The sequence below is a fragment of the Klebsiella sp. GB_Kp056 genome (assembly GCF_040064755.1).
GTDB classification, from domain to species: domain Bacteria; phylum Pseudomonadota; class Gammaproteobacteria; order Enterobacterales; family Enterobacteriaceae; genus Klebsiella; species Klebsiella quasipneumoniae.
On record NZ_JBEAJA010000070.1, the window covers coordinates 12,222 to 39,070 of the forward strand.

Sequence of the window (26,849 nt, forward strand, 5' to 3'; positions counted from 1 at the left end):
CAGGCTTAAGCGGGGAATGAAACCTACCTATCAGGAGTAAGACAATGATAAAAACAACAATCTGGCGTCAGGTGGTCATCGCTGCGTTGCTGGCGGGCGGTAGTTTTACCGTCGCCGCCAGTCCACCGCCGCCGCCGCCGGTCTCTTATGGCGTAGAGGAGGATGTATTCCACCCGGTGCGCGCCCGGCAGGGCATGGTGGCCTCGGTGGATGCGCTGGCCACCCGCGTCGGGGTGGATATTCTGCGCCAGGGCGGCAACGCTGTCGATGCGGCGGTGGCGGTTGGCTACGCGCTGGCGGTCACTCATCCGCAGGCGGGGAATATCGGCGGCGGCGGTTTTATGATGCTGCGGACGAAAGACGGCAAGACTACGGCGATCGATTTCCGCGAAATGGCGCCAGAGCAGGCCACCCGCGACATGTTCCTCGATGACCAGGGTAACCCGGACAGTAAAAAATCGCTCACCTCGCATCTGGCCTCCGGCACGCCAGGCAGCGTGGCGGGCTTCTCTCTTGCCCTGGAAAAATACGGCACCATGCCGCTGAACAAAGTGATCCGCCCGGCAATCAAGCTGGCGGAAGAGGGCTTTATTGTTAACGATGCGCTGGCGGACGATCTGAAGACCTACGGCAGCGAAGTGATCCCGCAGCACGAAAACAGTAAAGCGATCTTCTGGAAGAACGGCGAGCCGCTGAAGAAGGGCGACCGGCTGGTACAGAAGAACCTGGGGAAAAGCCTCGAGCTGATTGCCGAGCACGGTCCGGATGCCTTCTATAAAGGCGCTATTGCCGACCAGATCGCGGACGAGATGAAAAAGCACGGCGGGCTTATCACCAAAGCCGACCTCGCTAACTATAAGGCCGTGGAGCGCACGCCGATTAGCGGCGAATATCGCGGGTATGAGATCTACTCTATGCCGCCGCCCTCCTCCGGCGGGATCCACATCGTGCAGATCCTCAATATCCTCGAAAACTTCGATTTGCAGAAATATGGCTTTGGCAGCGCCGACGCTATGCAGGTGATGGCGGAGGCGGAGAAACACGCCTATGCCGACCGCTCTGAATATCTCGGCGACCCTGACTTCGTCAAAGTGCCGTGGCAGGCGCTGACCAGCAAAGCCTACGCCAAAGCGATTGCCGCCGAGATCGACGTCAATAAGGCGAAGCCTTCCAGCCAGATCCGCCCGGGCAAGCTGGCGCCCTATGAAAGCAACCAGACCACCCACTTCTCGGTGGTCGATAAAGACGGCAATGCGGTGGCGGTGACCTATACGCTGAATACCACCTTCGGCACCGGCATTGTGGCGGGGGACTCCGGTATTCTGCTGAATAACCAGATGGATGATTTCTCGGCGAAGCCCGGCGTACCTAACGTCTATGGCCTGGTGGGCGGCGACGCCAATGCGGTGGAGCCGAAAAAACGCCCGCTGTCGTCGATGTCGCCGACCATTGTGGTGAAAGACGGCAAAACCTGGCTGGTGACCGGCAGCCCGGGCGGCAGCCGGATCATCACCACTGTGCTGCAGATGGTGGTCAATACTATCGATTTCGGGATGAACGTCGCAGAAGCCACCAACGCCCCGCGCTTCCATCATCAATGGTTGCCGGATGAGCTGCGGGTGGAGAAAGGCTTTAGTCCGGATACCCTGAAGCTGCTGGAGGCGAAAGGGCAGAAAGTGGCGCTGAAAGAGGCGATGGGCAGCACTCAGAGCATTATGGTGGGGCCGGACGGGATGCTGTATGGCGCCTCCGACCCGCGTTCGCCGGATGATTTAACGGCGGGGTATTGATATGTTGCCCGGTGGCGCTGCTGCGCTTACCGGGCCAACCACTGCACGAACTCAGGTCGGGTAAGGCGAAGCCGCCACCCGGCAACATGCTACTTCATTCTCGCCATATAATATGCATCCACATATTCACCGTTGCGCAGCGCGTAACGCTTGCCGGTGCCTTCGATCTCAAATCCGTGTTTTTTGTATACCGCAATCGCCGGCTTGTTATCGGCGAACACCGTCAGCTCAATGCGGTCAACGCGCAGCCAGTTATCGCACAGGTCGATCATCTCGCGCATCAGTGCGCTGCCGATACCGCGCCCCTGATGGCCGGCGGCAACCGCCATGCCAAAGGTCGCCACGTGGCTGCGACGAGGGCGCGGTTCGACATGGAGCGACAGATGCCCGGTAACCCGATCGTCCAGCGTCGCCACCAGATGGAAGGTATGGGGTTTGGGCTGTAGCTTCTCCTGCCAGGCTTCCATGGCGGGGTAAGGGATCTGTAGCGTGTCATGATAGACCTCCGGGTGCGCCATCAGCATACGTAAAGGTTCAGCATCGCGCGGTTCGGCATGGCGTATCACTATGTCACTCATTCCCTTGTCCTCTTTTTGGTGGTTGATTCTCCTTCACCATCTCTGACGGCAGCCGGGGAGTCAATGCCGTTTTTTGCAAAAAAAAGATAGACAAGTGCGAATGAGAATGATTATTATTGTCCTGCATTCAGGAAGACCCTTGCGGAAAGCCTGAAAGCACGACATTGCTCACATTGCTTCCAGTATTACTTTAGCCAGCCGGGTGCTGGCTTTTTTTTTGCTGCTACCTCAGGCGCTTTGCGGCCTGGCGGACATCACGCCGTCTTCCGCAACCAGGCCGATGAGATGACTTTTGCTTTCCGCCGCGGCCAGCACCTCGGCGCTGCCGGTGAACTGGCCGCCCTTTTTAATCGCCAGCGAGCGATAGGCGAGGGTGCCATCCAGATTGCCGTGCTCCTCAATGGTGATGCTGTCGCCGCGGCACTGGCCCTGAACCTTGCCATCAATAATCAGCTCACGGCAGCTGATGTTGCCCTCGACCTGACCTTCACGCATCACCTTAATCAGATGTTCTTTCGCCTCAATGTTGCCGGTAAGCTGGCCGTGAATATAGACATGGCCGCTGGCGACAATATTGCCGACGAAATGCACCCCGCTGGCGATGACTGTAGTCTCTTGTTTTTTGCTGGCGACCGCCTGGGATTCTGGGTTGTTTGCCGGAGGCGTGGCCACTTCTGACGTCTGAGGTTCCGTTTTATTTTTCTTAATAAACATCGCGTTAATTTTGTTCCGTTGGCTATGGAGGAGAAAGGCGACCAGTGCGCAGGCGGCCGCCAGGCGCGCCGGCACGATCGCATCGACAGACCAGGCGATCAGCGCGAGAAGCCAGAAAAAAAGGGCGCCGTTTAAGGCGAGATACTGTTTGTCCATCCGTAGCGGCTGGCTACTCCGTTAGTCATCAGCAACGTCCTGGTTTGCCCTCCACTTATCCGCAGTTTCGCCATTGAGATCAAGATATTTAACCGAAAAATGTCGATTTAATCTGTTGTTAATCAATGAGTTATTAATAATTACGTATGGATGGTACGAGACCTATTTTTTTGACGAATCTTCACGGAAAACGGACTGAGAGGATGAAGTCATGTCCCGGCTTGCGCTATGGTTGAAGGTAGCTCATTAACTAAGGACAGCGTTATGACTCTGCACTGCGCATTTATTGGCTTCGGCAAAAGCACCACCCGCTACCATCTTCCTTACGTGTTACATCGCCAGGACCGCTGGCAGGTGGCGCACATCTATCGCCGTCGGGCGAAGCCCGAGGAGCAGGCGCCGCAGTATTCCCACATCCATTTCACCAGCGATCTCGATGAAGTGTTAAACGACCCGCAGGTCAGGCTGGTGGTGGTCTGCACCCATGCCGACAGCCATTTTGACTATGCGAAAAAGGCGCTGGAGGCGGGGAAAAACGTGCTGGTGGAAAAGCCGTTCACCCCGACGCTGGAGGAAGCCAAGACCCTGTTTGCGCTGGCGAACAGCAAAGGCCTGACGGTGACGCCCTACCAGAACCGCCGCTTCGACTCCTGCTTCCTGACCACTAAAAAGGTGATTGAGAGCGGCAAACTTGGCGAACTGGTGGAGATCGAAAGCCATTTTGACAACTACCGTCCGCTGGCGGAGACCAACCCCGGCGGCCCGCAAAACGGCGAGTTCTATGGCCTTGGCGTGCATACCCTGGACCAGATTATTTCCCTGTTCGGCCGCCCGGACCATGTCGCTTACGATCTGCGCTCGCTGCGCAACAAAGCTAACCCGGATGATACCTTTGAGGCCCAGCTGTTCTACGGCGATCTGAAGGCCATCGTTAAGACCAGCCACCTGGTGCAGATCGACTACCCGAAATTCATCGTCCACGGCCATAAAGGCTCGTTTGTGAAATATGGTATCGACCAGCAGGAGACCAGCCTGAAAGCCAATATCATGCCGGGCGAGCCGGGCTTTGGCGCGGACGACAGCGTCGGCGAGCTGGTGTATGTCAACGAGGCGGGGGAGACGGTGCGCGAAGCGGTCCCGCTGGAGAGCGGCGACTATGGCCGGGTCTACGACGCGCTGTACGACACCCTCGTCAACGGCCAGCCAAATTACGTCAAGGAATCTGACGTTCTTACCAATATGGAGATCCTGCAGCGCGGCTTTGAGCAGCCCTCACCGGCCACCATTACTCTGGTGAAATAAGCCCAGTCGGCTCCTCGGCGCTTGTTCATATTTTTTGAACAGAGGAGTCAATTTTCACCCTCTATGATCGTCGGCTAAATGGGTCCACACTGACTCCATCGAAAACATATGGGGGTGCAACATGATCTACTTACGCAAAGCGAACGAACGTGGCCACGCTAACCATGGCTGGCTGGATTCCTGGCATACTTTCTCTTTCGCCAACTACTACGACCCGAACTTTATGGGCTTCTCCGCCCTGCGGGTGATTAACGACGACGTCATCGACGCCGGTCAGGGCTTCGGTACCCACCCACACAAAGATATGGAGATCCTGACCTATGTACTGGAAGGGGCGGTGGAGCACCAGGACAGCATGGGCAACAAAGAGCAGGTGCCGGCGGGCGAGTTCCAGATCATGAGCGCGGGTACCGGGGTGCGTCACTCTGAGTACAACCCGAGCAAAACCGATCGTCTGCGTCTGTACCAGATCTGGATTATTCCGGAAGAAACCGGCATTACCCCGCGCTACGAGCAGCGCCGCTTCGACGCCGCCCAGGGCAAACAGCTGGTGCTGTCGCCGGATGCACGGGATGGCTCGCTGAAGGTCTATCAGGATATGGAGCTGTATCGCTGGGCGCTGCTGAAAGATGAGCAGTCGGTTCACCAGATTGCCGCGGAACGTCGCGTCTGGATCCAGGTCGTCAAAGGCGAAGTGACCATCAACGGTACCAAAGCCACCACCAGCGATGGTCTGGCTATCTGGGACGAGCAGGCGATTTCGGTTCATGCCGACAGCGATAGCGAAATCCTGCTGTTCGATCTGCCGCCGGTTTGATCGTTATCTGAGGTCGTCTATACCCAAAATAATTTGAGTTGCAGAAAGGCGGCGACGCAGAGAATCCCCAGGAGCTTACTTAAGTAAGTGACTGGGGGTGAGCGAGGAAAGCCAACGCGCATGCAACTCGAAGTATGATAGGTATAAATAAATTGCGTAGCCTTCCCTCATGTTAGGGAAGGTTGCGCTTTGTCCGTGATAAACTGAGAAAATGTTCCCCGTTGATCACAGTCAGGACGATGAAAAAGAAAAGACCCGTACTTCAGGATGTAGCCGATCTTGTCGGCGTGACCAAAATGACGGTCAGTCGCTATTTACGCAACCCGGAGCAGGTCTCCGAAGCGCTGCGTGGCAAGATTGCCGTTGCCCTCGATGAACTGGGTTATATTCCCAATCGCGCCCCTGACATTCTCTCCAACGCCACCAGCCGCGCCATTGGCGTGCTGCTGCCATCGTTAACCAACCAGGTGTTCTCGGAAGTGCTGCGCGGGATTGAAAGCGTCACTGACGCCTTCGGCTATCAAACCATGCTGGCGCACTACGGCTACAAACCGGAAATGGAAGAGAAACGCCTCGAATCGATGCTCTCCTGGAACATTGACGGCCTGATCCTCACCGAACGCACCCATACGCCCCGCACCCTGAAGATGATTGAAGTCGCCGGCATTCCGGTGGTGGAGCTAATGGACAGCCAGTCACCGTGCCTCGATATCGCGGTCGGTTTCGATAACTTCGAAGCGGCGCGGCAGATGACGGCGGCGATTATCGCCCGCGGCCACCGCCACGTTGCTTATCTCGGCGCGCGTCTTGATGAACGTACTATCATCAAACAGAAGGGGTACGAGCAGGCGATGCTCGATGCGGGCATGACGCCCTACAGCGTGATGGTGGAGCAGTCCTCGTCCTATTCATCCGGGATTGAGCTGATGCGCCAGGCGCGCCGCGAATACCCGCAGCTTGACGGCATCTTTTGCACCAACGATGACCTCGCGGTCGGCGCGGCCTTTGAGTGCCAGCGCCTGGGGCTGAAGATCCCGGACGACATGGCGATAGCCGGTTTCCACGGCCACGATATCGGCCAGGTGATGGAGCCGCGGCTGGCCAGCGTCCTGACCCCGCGCGAGCGGATGGGGCGCATTGGCGCCGAACGTCTGCTGGCGCGCATTCGTGGCGAAGCGATTACCCCTAAGATGTTAGATTTAGGTTTCACATTGTCACCGGGCGGATCAATTTAAACTGACAAGTTTGAAGTAGATCACACATATTCACATCTGGCACGAATGGATATTGCTTCTCCACAGGTCCGGCATGACAATGTTACCGATAACAGTTACCCGTAACAATTAACCGATACGCCGCCTTCGCGCTCAATGAGTCAGCCCCGGCGCGGCGTACCTGTCCGGTGGGAGGATGCTTTGAGCACGACTAATCATGATCACCACGTCTACGTTCTGATGGGCGTTTCCGGCAGCGGGAAATCCGCTGTCGCCAGCGAAGTGGCGCATCAGCTGCATGCCGCGTTTCTCGACGGCGACTTTCTGCATCCGCGCAGCAATATCACCAAGATGGCCTCCGGTGAGCCGCTCAACGATGACGACCGTACCCCGTGGCTGCAGGCGCTAAATGACGCCGCGTTTGCCATGCAGCGTACCAATAAGGTGTCGCTGATCGTCTGTTCGGCGCTGAAGAAGAGCTATCGCGACATTCTGCGCAAGGGCAACCCGAACCTCTCCTTCATCTACCTGAAAGGCGACTTCGAGGTGATCGAAAACCGTCTGAAGGCGCGTAAAGGGCACTTCTTCAAAACCCAAATGTTGGTGACGCAGTTTGAAACGCTGCAGGAACCAGGCGCCGACGAGAGCGATGTGCTTATCGTCGATATCGACCAGCCGCTGGAAGGCGTGGTGGCCAGCACCATTGAGGTGATCAACAAAGGCAGTCACTAGTGAGTACTTTAACGCTTGTTTTAACAGCAGTCGGCTCGGTATTGCTGCTGCTGTTTTTAGTCATGAAGGCGCGGATGCACGCCTTCGTGGCTTTGATGGTGGTTTCTATTGGCGCAGGTCTCTTCTCCGGCATGCCGCTGGATAAAATCGCGGCGACGATGGAGAAGGGGATGGGCGGTACGCTGGGCTTCCTGGCGATCGTCGTCGCGCTGGGCGCGATGTTCGGGAAGATCCTGCATGAAACGGGGGCGGTCGATCAGATTGCCGTCAAGATGCTCAAATCCTTCGGCCACAATCGCGCGCACTATGCGATTGGTCTCGCCGGCCTCATCTGCGCGCTGCCGCTGTTTTTTGAAGTGGCGATCGTGCTACTGATCAGCGTCGCCTTCTCGATGGCGCGCCATACCGGCACTAACCTCGTGAAGCTGGTGATCCCGCTGTTTGCCGGGGTGGCCGCCGCCGCGGCGTTCCTGCTGCCGGGACCGGCGCCGATGCTGCTGGCGTCGCAAATGCACGCCGACTTTGGCTGGATGATCCTGATTGGCCTGTGCGCGGCCATTCCGGGAATGATTATCGCCGGGCCGCTGTGGGGCAACTTCATCAGCCGCTACGTTGAGCTGCATATTCCTGACGACGTGACGGAGCCGCATCTCGGCGAAGGCAAAATGCCCTCCTTCGGCTTCAGCCTGTCGCTGATCCTGCTGCCGCTGGTGCTGGTAGGCCTGAAAACCATCGCCGCGCGCTTTGTGCCGGTGGGGTCGACCGCTTACGAATGGTTTGAATTTATCGGTCACCCATTCACCGCGATCCTGGTAGCCTGCCTGGTGGCAATCTACGGCCTGGCGGTACGTCAGGGGATGGCGAAAGACCGGGTGATGGAGATCTGCGGTCATGCGCTGCAGCCGGCGGGCATTATCCTGCTGGTGATCGGGGCAGGCGGCGTCTTCAAGCAGGTGTTGGTTGACTCCGGCGTCGGCCCGGCGCTGGGTGAAGCGCTGACCGGTATGGGGCTGCCGATCGCCATTACCTGCTTCGTGCTGGCGGCGGCAGTGCGTATCATCCAGGGCTCCGCCACCGTGGCGTGCCTGACGGCGGTCGGCCTGGTGATGCCGGTGATTGAGCAGCTGAACTACAGCGGCGCGCAGATGGCGGCCTTGTCTATCTGTATCGCCGGCGGCTCGATTGTCGTGAGCCATGTGAACGACGCCGGCTTCTGGCTGTTCGGTAAATTTACCGGCGCCACCGAAGCCCAGACGCTGAAAACCTGGACGATGATGGAAACCATCCTCGGCACCACCGGGGCGATTGTCGGCATGATCGCCTTCCAGCTGCTGAGCTAAGTCTGTTCGCCACCCGCTCGCGGGTGGCCAAAAGCCAGGGTAACGCCGTTTACCCTGGCTTCCCGGCGATAAGCCGCGCTTTTTCCCTCTTTTCTCTTCCCGCTCCTCGCCCTTATTAGCGCTACGACGATGCTCGTATCCTTCGGCAAGCCTTGCTGCACCTGGGTTTGTTGCCTCTTTTTGGCAAGGGGAAAATCAGCGGATTTCGCGCTTAATCCATAATCAGGATCAATAAAATCGCGACGGAAAATGTTCCATTCCCTGGGTGATTTCCCCGATAATCATTGCGCTTTGACGACGACCAGCGACGGTGGACAATGTGCAGGATAAGTTGCTTTTCTGATTGTTCAGCAATCATTGATTAATTTCACTTGCGACTTTAGCTGCATTTTGTAAGGTGAGGGATAATCCAGTTGGAAACTGGTCAGGCACAAACAGCACACACCTCGCAGGAATACGTTATGAAAAATGTTGGTTTTATCGGCTGGCGCGGAATGGTCGGCTCTGTTCTCATGCAACGCATGGTTGAAGAGCGCGATTTCGACGCCATTCGCCCGGTGTTCTTCTCTACCTCCCAGCTGGGACAGCCAGCGCCGTCTTTCGGCGGTAGCACCGGTGGCACGCTCCAGGATGCGTTCGATCTGGACGCGCTGAAGGCACTGGACATTATTGTCACGTGCCAGGGCGGCGATTACACCAACGAGATTTACCCGAAGCTGCGCGAAAGCGGCTGGCAGGGTTACTGGATTGACGCCGCCTCTTCGCTGCGCATGAAGGACGATGCGATCATTATCCTCGACCCGGTTAACCAGGACGTGATCACCGCCGGCCTGAACAACGGCGTAAAAACCTTTGTCGGCGGCAACTGTACCGTCAGCCTGATGATGATGTCCCTCGGCGGCCTGTTTGCCCAGGATCTGGTGGAGTGGGTCAGCGTGGCGACATACCAGGCGGCTTCCGGCGGCGGCGCGCGTCATATGCGCGAACTGCTGAGCCAGATGGGCCAGCTGCACAACCACGTCGCGGCAGAGCTGGCGGACCCGGCTTCCGCCATTCTGAATATCGAGCGCAAAGTGACGTCGCTGACCCGCAGCGGCGAGCTGCCGGTGGATAACTTCGGCGTACCGCTGGCGGGCAGCCTGATCCCGTGGATCGACAAACAGCTGGATAACGGCCAGAGCCGCGAAGAGTGGAAAGGCCAGGCGGAGACCAACAAGATCCTCGCCACCTCGTCCGTTATCCCGGTAGACGGCCTGTGCGTCCGCGTCGGCGCGCTGCGCTGCCACAGCCAGGCGTTCACCATTAAGCTGAAAAAAGATGTCTCTATCCCGACCGTTGAGGAGCTGCTGGCCGCGCACAACCCGTGGGCCAAAGTGGTACCGAACGATCGCGACATTACCATGCGCGAGCTGACCCCAGCCGCGGTGACTGGCACCCTGACCACCCCGGTAGGTCGCCTGCGTAAACTGAATATGGGGCCGGAGTATCTGTCGGCCTTTACCGTTGGCGACCAGCTGCTGTGGGGCGCCGCGGAGCCGCTGCGCCGGATGCTTCGCCAGCTGGCGTAAGCGCAGGATGAACAGAAAGGGGGTCTTCGAGCCCCCTTTTTTTTTGCGTAATACAAGGAGTAAACGCGGATGTTAGATTTTTCCCCACGGAGGTAACTCAGCCTTGGCTATGCTTTAAGTAAGGAATTCCTTACCTGAAGGTGGGACGGAGCAGAAGGATGCAGAAAGCGCTGCGCCGTTCAGGTCAAAAAAAGTCGCCAGTTACAGGAATGAGCGACACTTACAACAGGATGAAAGCATGTCTAATCATATCGATAGAGACGTGATTAATGCGCTAATCGCCGGTCATTTCGCGGACCCTTTTTCCGTGCTCGGCATGCACCGTACCGACGCCGGGCTGGAAGTGCGCGCATTATTACCCGATGCCACCGATGTGTGGGTTATTGAACCGAAAACCGGACGCAAAGTCGGCAAGCTCGAATGCCTCGACTCGCGTGGTTTCTTCAGCGGCGTTCTGCCGCGGCGTAAAAACGCCTTTCGCTATCAGCTGGCCGTCACCTGGCACGGGCAGCAGAATCTGATTGATGACCCTTATCGCTTTGGTCCGCTGCTGCAGGATCTTGACGTCTGGCTGCTGTCGGAAGGGACCCACCTGCGCCCTTACGAAACGCTGGGCGCGCACGCCGCCACCATGGACGGCGTCACCGGCACCCGTTTCTCGGTATGGGCGCCGAACGCCCGTCGCGTCTCAGTGGTGGGGCAGTTTAACTACTGGGACGGCCGGCGCCACCCGATGCGATTCCGCAAAGAGTCCGGCATCTGGGAACTGTTCGTCCCCGGCGCGCACAATGGCCAGCTGTATAAATTCGAGCTGATTGACGCCCACGGCCATCTGCGGGTCAAAGCCGACCCTTACGCCTTTGAATCGCAAATGCGTCCGGAAAGCGCCTCGCTTATCTGCGACCTGCCGCCTAAAGTCGAACAGCCGGCGGACCGCAAAGCGGCGAACCAGTTCGATGCCCCTGTCTCTATCTATGAAGTGCATCTTGGCTCATGGCGTCGTCATACCGACAATAATTTCTGGCTGAGCTACCGCGAGCTGGCCGACCAGCTGGTGCCCTACGCAAAATGGATGGGCTTCACCCATCTCGAGCTGCTGCCGGTTAACGAGCACCCGTTCGACGGCAGCTGGGGCTATCAACCCACCGGCCTCTATGCGCCGACCCGCCGATTCGGCACCCGCGATGATTTCCGTTACTTTATCAACGCCGCGCACGCCGCCGGGCTAAATGTCATTCTGGACTGGGTGCCTGGCCACTTCCCGGCGGATGATTTTGCCCTTGCCTCTTTCGATGGCACCGCCCTGTATGAGCACAGCGATCCGCGCGAGGGGTATCACCAGGACTGGAATACCCTGATCTACAACTACGGACGCCGCGAAGTCAGCAACTTCCTGGTGGGAAATGCGCTGTACTGGATCGAACGCTTCGGCATCGATGCTCTGCGCGTCGACGCGGTGGCCTCGATGATCTATCGCGACTATAGCCGCAAGGCGGGGGAGTGGATCCCCAACGAATACGGCGGCCGGGAAAATCTGGAAGCCATTGAGTTTCTGCGCAACACCAACCGCATCCTTGGCGAACAGACGCCGGGCGCGGTCACCATGGCGGAAGAGTCCACCGATTTCGCCGGGGTAACCCGTCCGCCAGCCGGCGGGGGCCTCGGTTTCTGGTTCAAATGGAACCTCGGCTGGATGCACGACACCCTGGATTACATGAAACTCGATCCGGTGCACCGCCGCTTCCATCACGACAAAATGACCTTCGGCATGCTCTACAACTACACCGAGAACTTTGTGCTGCCGCTCTCCCACGATGAAGTGGTGCACGGCAAAAAATCGATTCTCGACCGCATGCCGGGGGACGCCTGGCAGAAGTTCGCCAATCTGCGCGCCTACTACGGCTGGCTGTTCGCCTTCCCAGGGAAAAAGCTGCTGTTTATGGGCAATGAGTTCGCCCAGGGCCGCGAGTGGAACCACGACGGCAGCCTCGACTGGCATCTGCTGGAGGGCGGCGACAACTGGCACCACGGCGTCCAGCGGCTGGTGCGCGACCTGAACCATACCTATCGCCACCATAAGGCGCTGCACGAGCTGGACTTTGACCCGTACGGCTTCGAATGGCTGGTGGTGGATGACCACGAGCGCTCAGTGTTTGTCTTTGTGCGCCGCGACCGGGCGGGGAACGAGATTATCGTCGCCAGCAACTTCACGCCGGTGCCGCGCCACGACTACCGCTTCGGCATCAACCAGCCGGGCCGCTGGCGCGAGGCGTTGAATACCGACTCGATGCACTATCACGGCAGCAACCAGGGCAACGGCGGGGTGGTGGAAAGCGATGCCATCCCCAGCCACGGTCGCGAACATTCGCTGTCCCTGACCCTGCCGCCGCTGGCGACGATCTGGCTGGTCCGGGAGGCGCAATGACCAACCTCGCGGCAGGCAAGCCTGCGCCGTTGGGCGCCAGCTATGACGGCAAGGGGGTGAACTTCGCCCTCTTCTCCGCCCACGCGGAGCGGGTGGAGCTGTGCGTGTTCGACGAGCAGGGCAACGAGCAACGCTTCGATCTCCCGGCGCGCAGCGGCGACATCTGGCACGGCTGGCTGGCTGCCGTCGGGCCGGGCCTGCGCTACGGCTACCGGGTGCATGGCCCCTGGGATCCGGCGCAGGGACACCGCTTTAACCCGGCCAAGCTGCTGCTCGATCCCTGCGCTCACCGGGTTGAGGGCGATCTGCCGGACGACGAGCGCCTGCACGGCGGAATGTGGCAGCCGGATCATCGCGATAGCGCCGCGATAGCGCCAAAATCGCAGGTAGTGGATCTGCGTTACGACTGGCTGGGCGATAAACCGCCGCGTACCCCATGGGGGGAAACGGTGATTTATGAAGCGCACGTGAAAGGGCTCACCCTGCTTAATCCGCAGCTGCCGGAAGCCATTCGCGGAACGTATAAGGCGCTGGGCCACCCGGTGATGATCGCTTACTTCAAATCGCTGGGCATCAGCGCCCTTGAACTGTTGCCGGTGGCGCAGTTCGCCAGCGAGCCGCGACTGCAGCGGATGGGGTTGAGCAACTACTGGGGCTACAACCCGCTGGCCTGGTTCGCGCTGGATCCGCGCTATGCCAGCGACCCGACGCGCGCCCTGGATGAGTTTCGCGATGCGGTTAAGGCGCTGCACGCCGCCGGTATCGAGGTGATTCTGGATATCGTGCTCAACCATAGCGCGGAAATCGATCTTGAAGGTCCCACCGTCTCCCTGCGCGGAATCGACAACCGTAGCTATTATTGGGTAAGGGAAGATGGCGATTATCACAACTGGACCGGGTGCGGGAATACGCTCAATCTCAGCCACCCGGGGGTAGTGGAACTGGCGCGCCAGTGTTTGCGCTTCTGGGTGGATGAGTGCCATGTCGACGGTTTTCGCTTCGATCTCGCCTCAGTGATGGGGCGGACGCCGGAATTCCGCCAGGATGCGCCGCTGTTCGAGGCTATCCGCCACGACAGCGTGCTGTCGCAGGTGAAACTGATCGCCGAACCCTGGGATATCGGCCCGGGGGGCTACCAGGTGGGCAATTTTCCCCCGCTGTTCGCCGAGTGGAACGACCATTTTCGCGATAGCGCCCGCCGCTTCTGGCTGCAGCAAAACGTCTCCCTGGGGGATTTCGCGCAACGCTTCGCGGCCTCCAGCGATCTCTTTGCCCGTGATGGCAAGCCGCCATCGGCGACGGTCAATCTGGTGACGGCCCACGATGGCTTCACGCTGCGCGACTGCGTTTGTTTCAATCAGAAACACAATGAGGCGAACGGGGAGGAGAATCGCGATGGGACTAACAATAACTACAGCAACAATCATGGTATAGAAGGATTAGAAGCTAATTTTGCGGTGATTGAACGGCGACGCGCCAGCGTGCATGCGCTGCTGACGACGCTGCTGCTGGCTCAGGGGACGCCGATGCTGCTGGCGGGCGATGAGCAGGGCCACAGCCAGCACGGCAACAATAATGCCTACTGTCAGGACAACGCCCTTACCTGGCTCGACTGGCGCCAGGCGAACCCGGGATTAACCGCCTTTACCGCGGCGCTGATCCACCTGCGCCGGCGCATTCCGGCGCTCACCCGCAACCGCTGGTGGCAGGAGGGGGATGGCAGCGTCCGCTGGCTTAATCGCCATGCCCAGCCGCTGACTGCCGGGGAGTGGCAGCAGGGGGCAGCGTGTATGCAGATCCAGTTGTCGGATCGCTGGCTGCTCACGCTGAACGCCACCGCAGAGGTGGTCGATATGGTTTTACCCGAGGGGGAATGGCGCGCCGTTCCTCCATTCGCCGGAGAGGATAATCCGGTCATCATGGCTGTCTGGCATGGGCCCGCGCACGGAGTGTGCGTATTTCAAAGGTCGTAAGCCCTGAAGCTTCCGGTTGAACCCGTGGCGGCGGCGCGGCGGGATGAGCAGGAAAGCGGGGGTGTAAAAAGGAGTTAATCATGGTTAGGCTTGAAAAAAACGATCCGCTGATGCTGGCGCGTCAATTACCTATCAAATCCGTGGCGTTGATCCTCGCGGGCGGCCGTGGCACCCGGCTTAAGGATCTCACCATTAAGCGTGCGAAACCTGCCGTTCACTTCGGCGGCAAGTTCCGTATTATCGATTTCGCATTATCTAACTGCATTAACTCAGGGATCCGCCGCATCGGCGTTATTACCCAGTATCAGTCGCACACGCTGGTGCAGCACATCCAGCGCGGCTGGTCGTTCTTCAGCGAAGAGATGAACGAGTTTGTCGATCTGCTGCCGGCCCAACAGCGCGTACACGGCGAAAACTGGTATCGCGGCACGGCGGACGCGGTGACGCAGAACCTGGACATCATCAGCCGCTACAAGGCCGAGTACGTGGTGATCCTCGCGGGCGACCATATTTATAAGCAGGACTACTCGCGCATGCTGATCGACCATGTCGAAAAAGGGGCGCGTTGCACCGTGGCCTGCATGCCGGTGCCCATTGAAGAGGCATCCGCCTTCGGCGTCATGGCGGTCGACGAAAACGAAAAAATCATTGAGTTTGTCGAGAAACCCGCCAACCCGCCGGCGATGCCGACCGACCCGACCAAATCGCTGGCCAGCATGGGCATTTATGTCTTCGACGCCGCCTATCTTTATGAGCTGCTGGAGGAAGACGATCGCAACGAGAACTCCAGCCATGATTTCGGCAAAGACATCATTCCGAAGATCACCGAAGCTGGCATGGCTTATGCACATCCTTTCCCGCTCTCCTGCGTGCAGTCCGACCCGAACGCCGAGCCGTACTGGCGCGACGTGGGGACGCTGGAGGCCTACTGGAAGGCCAACCTCGATCTGGCGTCAGTCACGCCGGAGCTGGATATGTACGACCAGAACTGGCCGATCCGTACCCATATGGAATCGCTGCCGCCGGCGAAGTTCGTGCAGGACCGTTCCGGAAGCCACGGCATGACCCTGAACTCGCTGGTCTCCGGGGGCTGCATTATCTCCGGGTCGGTGGTGGTGCAGTCGGTGCTGTTCCCGCGCGTGCGGGTGAACTCATTCTGTAACATTGATTCGGCAGTGTTGTTGCCAGATGTCTGGGTGGGGCGCTCATGCCGCCTGCGTCGCTGCGTGATTGACCGCGCCTGCGTCATCCCGGAAGGTATGGTGATTGGTGAGAACGCGGAAGAGGATGCACGCCGCTTCTATCGCTCAGAGGAAGGTATCGTGCTGGTGACCCGCGACATGCTGCGGAAATTGGGGCACAAACAGGAGCGCTAATGCAGGTCTTACATGTATGTTCTGAGATGTTCCCGCTGTTAAAGACGGGCGGTCTGGCGGACGTCATCGGCGCGCTGCCGGCGGCGCAAATCGCGGAGGGTATCGATACGCGCGTGCTGTTGCCGGCGTTTCCCGATATCCGCCGCGGCGTGGTGGATGCCCAGGTGGTGACCCGCCGGGATACGTTCGCCGGGCGGATCACGCTGCTGTACGGCCACTTTAACGGCGTGGGGATCTATCTGATAGACGCCCCGCATCTCTATGACCGGCCGGGGAGCCCTTACCACGATACCAACCAGCACGCTTATACCGACAACGTTCTGCGCTTTGCGCTGCTGGGCTGGGTGGGAAGCGAAATGGCCAGCGGACTGGATCCGTTCTGGCGCCCGGATGTGGTCCATGCCCACGACTGGCACGCCGGCCTGACGCCGGCCTACCTGGCGGCGCGCGGGCGTCCGGCTAAATCGGTCTTTACCGTGCACAACCTGGCGTACCAGGGGATGTTTTACTCCTGGCATATGAATGATATCGAGCTGCCGTGGTCGTTTTACAACATGCATGGCCTCGAGTTTAACGGCCAGATCTCGTTTCTGAAGGCCGGTCTTTACTACGCCGACCATATTACGGCGGTGAGCCCGACCTACGCGCGCGAGATCACCGAGCCGCAGTACGCCTACGGCATGGAGGGGCTGCTGCGTCAGCGCCATCATGAAGGGCGGCTGTCGGGAATTCTCAACGGCGTTGACGACGGTATCTGGAGCCCGCAAAACGACCTCCTGCTGCCGATGCGCTACGATCGCGACACGCTGGAGGAGAAGGCGGAGAACAAGCGTCAGCTGCAGATCGCCATGGGCCTGAAGGTCGATGATAAAGCGCCGCTGTTTGCCGTCGTCAGCCGTCTCACCAGCCAGAAAGGGCTCGATCTGGTGCTTGAAGCGCTGCCGGGCCTGCTTGAGCAGGGCGGCCAGCTGGCGCTGCTGGGCGCCGGCGACCCGGTGCTGCAGGAAGGGTTCCTCGCCGCCGCTGCCGAACACCCGGGCAAGGTGGGGGTGCAGATTGGCTATCATGAGGCCTTCTCCCACCGCATTATGGGGGGCGCCGACGTCATTCTGGTCCCGAGCCGCTTTGAACCCTGCGGCCTGACCCAGCTGTACGGTCTGAAGTACGGTACGCTGCCGCTGGTGCGCCGCACCGGCGGGCTGGCGGACACGGTCTCTGACAGTTCGCTGGAGAACCTTGCCGATGGTCTGGCGACAGGTTTTGTCTTTGAGGACAGCAATGCGCTGTCATTGCTGCGCGCTATACGTCGCGCCTTTGTCCTCTGGTCGCGCCCATCGCTCTGGCGCTATGTGCAGCGTCAGGCGATGAATATGGATTTTAGCTGGCAGGTTGCCGCGAACTCCTATCGCGAACTTTATCAACGCTTGATGTAATCACTGGAGTCATTGTTATGAATGTACCCTTTAGCTATGCATCACCGACGCTGAGCGTTGAGGCGTTAAAACATTCTATTGCCTATAAGCTGATGTTTATCATCGGTAAAGATCCGGCCATCGCCAACAAGCATGAATGGCTTAACGCCACGCTGTTTGCCGTTCGCGATCGCATGGTGGAGCGCTGGCTGCGCTCCAACCGCGCGCAGCTCTCGCAGGAAGTGCGCCAGGTATACTATCTGTCGATGGAGTTCCTGATCGGCCGTACCCTCTCGAATGCCCTGTTGTCGCTCGGCATCTATGACGATGTGAGCAGCGCGCTGGCGGAGATGGGGCTCGATCTTGAAGAGCTGATCGATGAAGAGAACGACCCCGGACTTGGCAACGGCGGTCTGGGCCGCCTGGCGGCCTGCTTCCTTGACTCCCTGGCGGCGCTGGGGCTGCCGGGACGTGGCTACGGGATCCGCTACGACTACGGGATGTTTAAACAGAATATCGTCGATGGCCGGCAAAAAGAGTCCCCTGACTACTGGCTGGAGTACGGTAACCCGTGGGAGTTTGAGCGCCACAACACCCGCTATAAAGTGCGCTTCGGCGGCCGCATTCAGCAGGAGGGGAAGAAAACCCGCTGGATAGAGACGGAAGAGATCATTGCCGAAGCCTACGATCAGATTATCCCCGGCTTTGACACCGACGCCACCAACACGCTGCGTCTGTGGAGCGCGCAGGCCAGTAGCGAAATTAACCTCGGTAAGTTCAACCAGGGCGACTACTTCGCCGCGGTAGAGGATAAGAACCACTCCGAAAACGTCTCCCGCGTCCTCTATCCGGACGACTCGACCTACTCCGGCCGCGAGCTGCGCCTGCGCCAGGAGTATTTCCTCGTCTCGGCCACGGTGCAGGATATTCTGAACCGCCACTATCTGTTGCATAAGACCTATGACAACCTGGCGGATAAGATAGCCATCCACCTGAATGACACCCACCCGGTGCTGTCGATACCGGAGCTGATGCGCCTGCTTATCGACGAGCATAAATTCAGCTGGGACGAGGCGTTCGAGGTGACCTGTCAGGTCTTCTCCTATACCAACCATACCCTGATGAGCGAAGCGCTCGAGACCTGGCCGGTGGATATGCTGGGCAAAATTCTCCCGCGCCATCTGCAGATTATCTTTGAGATTAACGACTACTTCCTCAAGACCCTGCAGGAGCAGTATCCCAACGATACCGCGCTGCTCAGCCGGACCTCGATTATCGACGAGTCAAACGGCCGTCGCGTGCGGATGGCCTGGCTGGCGGTGGTGGTCAGCCACAAGGTCAATGGGGTGTCGGAGCTACATTCCCGATTGATGGTGGAGTCGCTGTTTGCCGAATTCGCCAAAATTTTCCCGATGCGCTTTATCAACGTGACCAACGGCGTCACGCCGCGCCGCTGGCTGGCGCTGGCCAACCCGCCGCTGTCGAAAGTGCTGGATGAGCATATCGGCCGCACCTGGCGGACCGATCTGAGCCAGCTTGACGAGCTGAAGCAGCATATCGACTATCCGACGGTCAATCAGGCAGTGCGTCAGGCTAAACTGGAAAACAAACAGCGGCTGGCCAGCTATATTGCGCAGCAGCTTAATGTGGTGGTGAATCCGAAGGCGCTGTTTGATGTGCAGATCAAACGCATTCACGAGTACAAACGCCAGCTGATGAATGTGCTGCACGTCATTACCCGCTATAACCGGATCAAAGCCGATCCGCAGGCGGAGTGGGTGCCGCGGGTGAACATTTTCGCCGGTAAGGCGGCTTCAGCCTACTACATGGCCAAGCATATTATTCACCTGATCAACGATGTGGCGGCGGTGATCAATAACGATCCGCAGATTGGCGACAAGCTGAAAGTCGTTTTTATCCCCAACTACAGCGTCAGCCTGGCGCAGCTGATCATTCCGGCGGCAGACCTGTCGGAACAGATCTCGCTCGCAGGCACGGAAGCCTCCGGCACCAGTAATATGAAGTTTGCCCTTAACGGCGCGCTGACGATAGGCACCCTCGACGGGGCGAACGTGGAGATGCAGGAGCACGTGGGCGAAGAGAATATCTTTATCTTCGGCAACACCGCGGAAGAGGTGGAGGAGCTGCGTCGCAGCGGCTATAAACCGCGCGAATATTACGAGCAGGATGAAGAGCTTCACCAGGCGCTGACGCAGATCGGTACCGGCGTTTTCAGCCCGGCGGAACCGGGGCGCTACCGCGACCTGCTGGATTCGCTGATTAACTTTGGCGACCACTACCAGGTGCTGGCGGACTATCGTAGCTATGTGGACTGCCAGGATCGCGTCGACGAGCTGTATCAACATCCGGAAGAGTGGGCCTACAAGGCGATGCTGAATATTGCCAATATGGGCTACTTCTCTTCCGACCGGACAATCCAGGAGTACGCGAAATACATCTGGCATATCGACCCGGTAAGGCTGTAAGCCAGTCAACGCAACACAACGGGGCCATTTGGCCCCGTTGTTTCATTATTGCGGTTGGATCCGGCCTCAGGCGTTTGCGCAGGCCCGCACAGCCGGGCGCGTTAAGACGCTAACGACAGCTCAGACTTTCCCGCATGCTGCGCCAGCCATTCGCTGATGCGCGCCTGCTGCTCGCCATTCAGCCACATGCCTTGTTTGGTTCGACGCCAGATGGCGTCATCCAGGCTGCGCACCCATTCATGCTCAACCAGATACTTCAGCTCGGCTTCATAAAACTCATGGCCGAAATCTTCCCCCAGATCGCTCAGGGCGCTGGCTTCTTTGAGGATCCACTCGCTGTTGCTCCCGTAGGTGCGGGCATAATGGCGGGCCAGTGATTCACTGATGAACGGGAAGCGACGGCGCAGTTTTGCCGCGTAGTCGTCGCGGTCGCCGCCGATATCGCCGCCGGGGAGCACTGCGGTTTTGGTCCATGCCGGGCCGATCCCTTTGTAATAGGGGGTCAGTTTTTCCAGCGCATGCTCGGCCAGTTTGCGATAGGTGGTCAGCTTGCCGCCGAAGACGGAGAGCAGCGGCGCCTGGCCGTTCTCATCGTGAATATCCAGCGTGTAGTCGCGGGTGATCGCCTGCGGTGAATCCGACTCGTCGTCGCACAGCGGACGGACGCCGGAGTAGGTCCAGACGATATCGTCCCGGCTGAGGGTCTTTTTAAAGTGCGCGTTATAGACGTTCAGCAGGTAATTAATCTCTTTATCATCAATGGCCACCGCTTTCGGATCGCCCTTATACTCGACGTCTGTCGTGCCGATGATGGAGAACTCATCCATCCACGGGATAACAAACACAATACGTTTATCTTCGTTTTGCAGAATGTAGGCCTGCTTCTGGGTATGCACCCGCGGCACCACGATGTGGCTGCCCTTGATCAGGCGGATACCGTAAGGCGAGCGGAGATGCATCCCTTCGTCGAAGAACTGTTTGACCCATGGACCGGTGGCATTGACCAGACCGCGCGCCTTCCAGGTAAACTTCTCGCCGCTATCGATATCTTCCGCTTCCACCACCCACAGGCCGTTCTCCCGTTTTGCCGAGATGGCGCGAGTGCGGGTCCGCACCTCGCCGCCTTTGCGGACGACCATCTGCGCGTTGGCCAGCACCAGGCGGGCATCGTCGACCCAGCAGTCGGAATATTCGAAACCGCGCACAATTTCGGGCTTAAGTACCGATTCTGCGCCAAAACGCAAGCCGGTGGATCCCGGCAGACTGGTGCGTTTGCCCAGATGATCGTACATAAACAAGCCGATGCGGATCATCCATGCCGGACGCAGATGCGGGCGATGCGGGAGACGAAAGCGCATCGGGAAGGCGATATGCGGGGCCATTTTTAACAGCACTTCGCGTTCGGCCAGCGCTTCGCTGACCAGGCGGAACTCATAGTGTTCGAGGTAGCGTAGCCCGCCGTGGATCAGTTTGGAACTGGCGCTGGAGGTGGCGCAGGCGAGATCGCGCGCTTCCAGCATCAGTACGGATAAACCACGCCCGGCGGCATCTGCCGCGATACCGGCACCGTTGATGCCTCCGCCTATCACAATCAGATCTTTGGTTTCCACGTTCTTACCCTCTCACACTTTCGTTTAAGCTCACAAATGCTCGATATCGCTCACTATAGCAAACAAACGCGCTTTTGGTAACATCAAAAAAACATTTTGGAGTGATGGGTGTAACATATTGGCGTTTCTTTACCGCCTGACGGTACACTACAGGGTAAAATTGGGCCGGCCACTGCCCGTCATGACGAGAAAGAGAAGAGAACCATGGAACAGTTTGAATGTATCAACGTTGAAGAAGCGCACCAGAAACTGCATCAGCAGACGGCGGTTTTGGTCGATATCCGCGATCCGCAAAGCTATGCGATGGGCCATACGCCGGGCGCGTTTCATCTGACCAACGATACCCTGGGCGCGTTTATGCGTGACAACGACTTTGACACGGCGGTGATGGTGATGTGCTATCACGGCAACAGCAGCAAGGGCGCCGCGCAGTATCTGCTGCAGCAGGGGTTTGATAAGGTCTACAGCGTTGACGGCGGGTTCGACGCCTGGCATCGCCATTTCCCGGCGGAAGTGGCGCACGGGACGTTTTAACGACTGGCAGGTATACTATCTCCCTTTGTGTGGAATAAGCGATTCGCTGCATGTTAATGATTACCTCTTTTGCCAACCCGCGCGTGGCCCAGGCGTTTGTCGATTATATGGCGACGCAGGGGATTATCCTGACTATCCAGCAGCACACCCAGAGCGACGTCTGGCTGGCTGATGAGAGTCAGGCCGGGCGCGTCAGGGCTGAGCTGGCGCGTTTTCTCGAAAATCCGGCGGACCCGCGCTATCTGGCGGCGAGCTGGCAGTCCGGACAGACCAACAGCGGGTTGCGCTATCAGCGCTTTCCTTTCTTTGCCACGCTGCGGCATAACGCCGGCCCGTTCACCTGGGCGATTCTGCTGATCTGCATCGCGGTGTTCATCCTGCAAAATCTGCTGGGCGATCAGCCGGTGATGATTTGGCTGGCCTGGCCCTACGATCCTTCGCTGCAGTTCGAAGCCTGGCGCTATTTCAGCCATGCTTTCATGCATTTCTCGCTGATGCATATTCTCTTCAACCTGCTATGGTGGTGGTATCTCGGCGGCGCGGTGGAAAAGCGCATCGGCAGCGGCAAGCTGGTGGTGATCACCGTCATCAGCGCCCTGCTGAGCGGCTTTGTGCAGCATCAGTTTAGCGGCCCATGGTTTGGCGGGCTGTCGGGCGTGGTTTACGCGCTGATGGGCTATGTCTGGCTGCGGGGCGAGCGCGATCCGCAGAGCGGTATTTATCTGCAGCGCGGGTTGATACTCTTCTCTTTAGTGTGGTTAATTGCTGGCTGGTTTGACGTTTTCGGCATGGCGATCGCCAACGGCGCGCACGTGGCTGGTCTGGCGACCGGCCTGGCGATGGCGTTTGTCGATACCTTGCATGGGCGAAAACGCGCATAAAGACTTACCGACAGGGGTCGGGTAGGCGACATTTTTCCAGGGATATTTCATGAAACAAACACAACGTCATGACGCCATTATCGAGCTGGTAAAAAAACAGGGTTACGTCAGCACGGAAGAGCTGGTTGAGCAGTTCGCGGTCAGCCCGCAGACCATCCGCCGCGACCTGAACGATTTAGCCGAACAGAAAATGATCCTCCGTCATCACGGCGGCGCGGCGCTGCCCTCCAGCTCGGTGAACACCTCCTGGCACGATCGCAAAGCGACCCAGACGGCGGAGAAAGAGCGTATCGCCCGGCGGGTGGCCAGCGAGATCCCGGACGGGGCGACGCTGTTTATCGATATCGGCACCACGCCGGAAGCGGTGGCGCACGCCCTGCTCGATCACAACGATTTGCGGATTGTGACCAATAACCTGAACGTCGCCAACACGCTGATGGTGAAAGAGGACTTCCGCATTATTCTCGCCGGCGGCGAACTGCGCAGCCGCGACGGCGGGATCATCGGGGAAGCCACCCTCGACTTTATCTCGCAGTTCCGTCTCGACTTCGGCATTCTCGGCATCAGCGGCGTCGACAGCGATGGCTCGCTGCTGGAGTTTGATTATCATGAAGTGCGCACCAAGCGCGCGATTATTGAGAATTCACGCCACGTGATGCTGGTGGTGGATCATACCAAGTTTGGCCGTAACGCGATGGTCAACATGGGCAGCATCAGCATGGTCGATGCGGTCTATACCGATGTGCTGCCCCCGGCGGGCGTGCTCAAGGTCATCACCGATAACAACCTCCAGCTCGAGCTGTGCTAAGCGACAACGGCGTCGTCAGACGCCGTATCCCATCATCTTAAGCAACTGCTGGGCATGCTGCACCGCGTCCTGACGGTGGGCGACGCCCAGTTTCTGATACAGGTTGCGAATATGGGTCTTGATGGTGGTGGCCGCCACGTCAAGCTCGCCGGCAATCTGCTCGTTGCTGTAGCCGGAATAGATTAAGCCAAGCACCTGCCATTCGCGCTGGGTCAGCGGGCTGGTGCGGATAAGCTCCGGCACCTCCGGGTGATTCAGCAGCCGCTCGACGAACCCTTCGTCAAAGTGGGCGAATTTGTGGCGATGATGCTGGTTGATGTCGCGCAGAATGCGCTGGGCGCGATGCTGCTCCAGCTCCGGCAGGGTGTTCAGCTGGATCAGCTGGCGCAGCTGCTGGGCCATCGCCTCGCCTTCAATCACAAAGTGGTTGATAAAGCCGGTGCGGTTGGCGAGCGTCAGGGCTTCCAGCAGGGCTTTCTGCGCTTCGCTCTTGCGTCCTGCCTGCCAGTACAGCTGGTTGAGCAGCAGCAGGTTGCGGTTGAGATCGCTCATCAAACGTAGTGAACGCGCATTTTCGTTCAGCTCTTCCAGCACCATTTCCGCCGGTTCGAAATCGCCCAGCAGGATCTGCGCGCGGGCAATATTGCGCCACTGGCTCTGCAGGAAGTGGTTATTGGCGAATTCCGGCTTCGGCGTCTGGCGCAGCCAGTTGGCCGCCGCGGTTTTATCGCCGGTCATCTGCCAGTAGATCACCCGCACCTTGTCGGCGTTGGAGACCCAGTCGCTGTGGTAGTGACCGTTACCGAGCAGGTTTTCCAGCCGGTTCAGGTGGCTACGGGCATTATCCAGATCGCCGCGCGCCAGCGAGCATTGCACCATCAGCGCCAGGCACTGCAGCTGCTGCTGCGGTTGATAAGTTGAGAGAACCGCCATCCCCTGGCGGGCGCAGGCTTCAGCCTCGTCGAGGCGCGCCCATGCCCACAGCAGCTGAGAGCGGATGCGCAGCAGGAACTCATGCATCGGCAGCTGCTCAAGATGCTGTTCGCGTACCAGATGGAAGGCTTTCTCCTGGCTCTCCCAGGCGGCCTGCAGGAAGCCCTGGGCGAACAGAATTTCGCTTTGCTGAATGATGCTCCACAGGGCGTAATGCCAGACGTCGTGACGGCGGGCCATCTGTTCGGTCTGCTGCATCACGGCGAGAGATTTGGTCAGTTTCCCCTTACAGTGGAGGACTTCGCCATGTACCGAGGTGGCGACGATGCGGCTGTAATAGTTGGCCAGCGGCAGCTCTTCCAGCGCCACCATCGACAGACGTTCCGCTTCGTCCTGGTCGCCGTCGTTAATCGCCACCTGCGCGCGCAGGGCGTTGAAGTCGCCATGCATCGCGGTATCCATTTCGACGCTCATCTCCTGCTCGGCGCGCGCCAGCAGGGTGTTGACTTCGCTGTAGCGATGCTGGCTCTGCATCAGCCAGGCCTGCAGCAGGATCAGGCGCGGATTTTCCAGCAGATTTGACCAGGGCAGCGCCGACAGCGACTGCTCCAGCAGACCCAGTTCGCTATGGTTGAACATGCCCCAGGCGTGATTGAGCAAGATATCGCGCAGCATTTTGGCATCGCCGGCCGCCAGCGCATGGTGGATGGCCTCGCTGGGGAAGCCTTGCGCCATCCAGCTCTCCGCCGCGGCGCGGTGGATCTCCGGCAGTTCAACCGCCAGCTCCCACTGACAGCGCTGGCGCAGGAAACTGCCAAACAGCGGGTGATAGCGGAACCATTCGCCGGAATCATCCATCCGCTGCAGGAACAGCCCCTGACGTTCGATCTCCTCCAGCTGCATCTGGCCATTCTCTTCGCCGGTGACGCGCACGATTAACGCGTCGTTCATTGAGCGCAGCAGAGAGCTCTTCAGCAAAAAGTTGCGCGTGCGGGCGTCGACGTTATCCAGCACTTCATCCACCAGATAATCCGACAGATGGCTGGCGTTAATCCCGGCGAGGCGACGGGCGGAGTGTTGGGCGGAGGAGTTATTCTGGCGGGCGGAGAGGGCGATGAGCTGCAGCGCGGTGGCCCACCCGGCGACGTCGTCGCACAGCCGACTGCTGTCGTCGGCTTCGATAGGCGACGTCAGACGACAGTCGAAAAATTGTTTCGCTTCCTGGTGGGTAAAGGCCAGCTGCTGGCTGCCAATCTCCAGCAGCTGATCGCGGACGCGCAGGTTGGCAATGCCCAGCTGCGGCAGGTTCCGCGACAGGACCACGAGGGTCATATTCTCCGGCTGATGGCGCAGGAAAAAGCGCATCGCGTCATGGATCACCGGATTATTGATCAGGTGATAATCATCAATGACGAGGTACAGCGGGCGCTGCCAGTCGGCGAGTTCAATAAACAGCTGCGCAAAAAGAGAGGAGAGGCTGGCGTACTGGCGCTTTTGCACCATCGCTTCACTGGCCGCGCAGTGGTTGCCGGTGGCCTGCTGGATCGCCGCGATCAGATAGCTGGCAAAACGCTCCTGCTGGTTGTCGCCTTCGTCCAGCGAAAACCACCCAAGATCGTTTTTACCTGCGGCCCACTGAGAAATGAGCGTTGTTTTACCGTACCCGGCAGGACTGGTGATCAGCACGAGACGATAATTGTTCGCGCCGGAAAGTTTCGCCAGTAAACGCTCACGAACCACGGTGTGTTCAAGGCGAACCGGACGACTTAATTTGGACGGAATCAACATAGTTCTACATTTCGCTGTGCAAGAGAGAGGTTGCGATTTTTTTTGCGCTTCGTAATTAATATCTAATAAGGTCGGTGATTATGAAATTTATTGCAAGTTATGTCCGAAGTTTATGCTCTTGAATTTGCTCTATGTCACAAATTTCGACATTGGTTGCGAATGGGTAAAAATCGCAGGCAGGACTCGTCCTCAGCGGTTTTTAGCCGGCAGCTGGCGGAGCGGGGAGAGATTTATTTTATATCGGGAGTAGTTGTTTGTTTTTATTAAATTATTGTCAGTGATTTCTTAGAAGTAATCTTTTTTGCGGATTAATGTGATGAAATGTGCTTATTTTCCCGGAGGTCGCAATTCATTTTTTTAATAACCAGGCGAAAGGCGGGAAGCGTTTTGCCGCGTAGTGGCCTGTAACAAA

Annotated in this window: 19 protein-coding genes and 1 pseudogene; 15 read left to right on the forward strand and 5 right to left on the reverse strand. The window is 58.6% G+C overall.

What is annotated here, in order from left to right:
• Nucleotides 1-44: 44 nt before the first annotated feature.
• On the forward strand, nucleotides 45-1,790 hold the full coding sequence (gene ggt / locus ABLV52_RS23710; RefSeq protein ID WP_023291221.1) for a gamma-glutamyltransferase: 1,746 nt from the start codon (nucleotides 45-47) through the stop codon (nucleotides 1,788-1,790).
• 89 nt (nucleotides 1,791-1,879) lie between these two features.
• Here ggt and yhhY read toward each other — a convergent pair whose 3' ends face one another.
• The gene (yhhY, locus tag ABLV52_RS23715) at nucleotides 1,880-2,356 is read right to left on the reverse strand and encodes an N-acetyltransferase (protein WP_072096665.1); all 477 of its coding nucleotides are present in this window, start codon (nucleotides 2,354-2,356) and stop codon (nucleotides 1,880-1,882) included.
• 240 nt (nucleotides 2,357-2,596) lie between these two features.
• Nucleotides 2,597-3,238 (reverse strand): polymer-forming cytoskeletal protein, encoded by a 642-nt coding sequence (locus tag ABLV52_RS23720; RefSeq protein WP_023291219.1) that lies wholly within the window; start codon nucleotides 3,236-3,238, stop codon nucleotides 2,597-2,599.
• 264 nt (nucleotides 3,239-3,502) lie between these two features.
• Between ABLV52_RS23720 and ABLV52_RS23725 the strand changes: the two genes are divergently transcribed.
• The 5 genes from ABLV52_RS23725 (at nucleotide 3,503) to gntU (ending at nucleotide 8,643) form a co-directional block, all read left to right on the forward strand.
• Nucleotides 3,503-4,540, forward strand: a complete 1,038-nt coding sequence (locus ABLV52_RS23725) for an oxidoreductase (RefSeq protein ID WP_032454242.1) — start codon at nucleotides 3,503-3,505, stop codon at nucleotides 4,538-4,540.
• A 121-nt stretch (nucleotides 4,541-4,661) separates the two neighbouring features.
• The gene (locus ABLV52_RS23730; RefSeq protein ID WP_002920779.1) at nucleotides 4,662-5,357 is read left to right on the forward strand and encodes a pirin family protein; all 696 of its coding nucleotides are present in this window, start codon (nucleotides 4,662-4,664) and stop codon (nucleotides 5,355-5,357) included.
• Between the two features lie 239 nt (nucleotides 5,358-5,596).
• Nucleotides 5,597-6,592, forward strand: coding sequence for a gluconate operon transcriptional repressor GntR (gntR, locus tag ABLV52_RS23735; protein ID WP_023291217.1), 996 nt, complete (start codon nucleotides 5,597-5,599; stop codon nucleotides 6,590-6,592).
• A gap of 180 nt (nucleotides 6,593-6,772) precedes the next feature.
• A complete protein-coding gene (gene gntK / locus ABLV52_RS23740) occupies nucleotides 6,773-7,303 on the forward strand; it encodes a gluconokinase (protein ID WP_004202126.1) in 531 nt (176 codons plus the stop codon).
• Nucleotides 7,303-8,643, forward strand: coding sequence for a gluconate transporter (gntU, locus tag ABLV52_RS23745; RefSeq protein ID WP_004202127.1), 1,341 nt, complete (start codon nucleotides 7,303-7,305; stop codon nucleotides 8,641-8,643). The genes gntK and gntU overlap by 1 nt, the downstream gene beginning before the upstream one ends.
• Here the strand turns inward: gntU and ABLV52_RS23750 are convergent.
• Nucleotides 8,640-9,001, reverse strand: a pseudogene (locus ABLV52_RS23750) (hypothetical protein). The gene gntU and the pseudogene ABLV52_RS23750 sit on opposite strands and share 4 nt — an antisense overlap.
• A 103-nt stretch (nucleotides 9,002-9,104) precedes the next feature.
• On the opposite strand from ABLV52_RS23750, the gene asd reads away from it, so the two are divergent.
• From asd to glgP, 6 genes are all read left to right on the forward strand, one after another.
• Entirely contained in the window at nucleotides 9,105-10,211 is a 1,107-nt protein-coding gene (gene asd / locus ABLV52_RS23755; protein WP_348890999.1) for an aspartate-semialdehyde dehydrogenase, read from the forward strand.
• Nucleotides 10,212-10,449: 238 nt separating this feature from the next.
• Entirely contained in the window at nucleotides 10,450-12,636 is a 2,187-nt protein-coding gene (glgB, locus tag ABLV52_RS23760) for a 1,4-alpha-glucan branching enzyme (RefSeq protein WP_023291214.1), read from the forward strand.
• Nucleotides 12,633-14,609 (forward strand): glycogen debranching protein GlgX, encoded by a 1,977-nt coding sequence (gene glgX, locus ABLV52_RS23765; RefSeq protein WP_048335467.1) that lies wholly within the window; start codon nucleotides 12,633-12,635, stop codon nucleotides 14,607-14,609. The genes glgB and glgX overlap by 4 nt, the downstream gene beginning before the upstream one ends.
• An 80-nt stretch (nucleotides 14,610-14,689) precedes the next feature.
• Complete coding sequence (gene glgC / locus ABLV52_RS23770; RefSeq protein ID WP_002920566.1) at nucleotides 14,690-15,985, forward strand: glucose-1-phosphate adenylyltransferase; 1,296 nt, start codon at nucleotides 14,690-14,692, stop codon at nucleotides 15,983-15,985.
• Entirely contained in the window at nucleotides 15,985-17,418 is a 1,434-nt protein-coding gene (gene glgA, locus ABLV52_RS23775) for a glycogen synthase GlgA (RefSeq protein WP_004202133.1), read from the forward strand. The genes glgC and glgA overlap by 1 nt, the downstream gene beginning before the upstream one ends.
• A 17-nt stretch (nucleotides 17,419-17,435) precedes the next feature.
• A complete protein-coding gene (gene glgP / locus ABLV52_RS23780) occupies nucleotides 17,436-19,883 on the forward strand; it encodes a glycogen phosphorylase (protein ID WP_023291212.1) in 2,448 nt (815 codons plus the stop codon).
• 101 nt (nucleotides 19,884-19,984) lie between these two features.
• Here glgP and glpD read toward each other — a convergent pair whose 3' ends face one another.
• The gene (gene glpD, locus ABLV52_RS23785) at nucleotides 19,985-21,493 is read right to left on the reverse strand and encodes a glycerol-3-phosphate dehydrogenase (protein ID WP_004202136.1); all 1,509 of its coding nucleotides are present in this window, start codon (nucleotides 21,491-21,493) and stop codon (nucleotides 19,985-19,987) included.
• Nucleotides 21,494-21,697: 204 nt separating this feature from the next.
• Between glpD and glpE the strand changes: the two genes are divergently transcribed.
• Genes glpE through ABLV52_RS23800 form a run of 3 tightly spaced genes read left to right on the forward strand, consistent with a single transcriptional unit; the run spans nucleotide 21,698 to nucleotide 23,716 of the window.
• On the forward strand, nucleotides 21,698-22,027 hold the full coding sequence (glpE, locus tag ABLV52_RS23790) for a thiosulfate sulfurtransferase GlpE (RefSeq protein ID WP_023291211.1): 330 nt from the start codon (nucleotides 21,698-21,700) through the stop codon (nucleotides 22,025-22,027).
• A 50-nt stretch (nucleotides 22,028-22,077) separates the two neighbouring features.
• A complete protein-coding gene (glpG, locus tag ABLV52_RS23795) occupies nucleotides 22,078-22,908 on the forward strand; it encodes a rhomboid family intramembrane serine protease GlpG (RefSeq protein WP_004151408.1) in 831 nt (276 codons plus the stop codon).
• Nucleotides 22,909-22,957: 49 nt separating this feature from the next.
• Complete coding sequence (locus ABLV52_RS23800) at nucleotides 22,958-23,716, forward strand: DeoR/GlpR family transcriptional regulator (RefSeq protein ID WP_002920548.1); 759 nt, start codon at nucleotides 22,958-22,960, stop codon at nucleotides 23,714-23,716.
• A 15-nt stretch (nucleotides 23,717-23,731) separates the two neighbouring features.
• On the opposite strand, the gene malT is transcribed toward ABLV52_RS23800, so the two are convergent.
• The gene (gene malT, locus ABLV52_RS23805) at nucleotides 23,732-26,437 is read right to left on the reverse strand and encodes an HTH-type transcriptional regulator MalT (protein ID WP_023291210.1); all 2,706 of its coding nucleotides are present in this window, start codon (nucleotides 26,435-26,437) and stop codon (nucleotides 23,732-23,734) included.
• Between the last annotated feature and the right edge of the window lie 412 nt (nucleotides 26,438-26,849).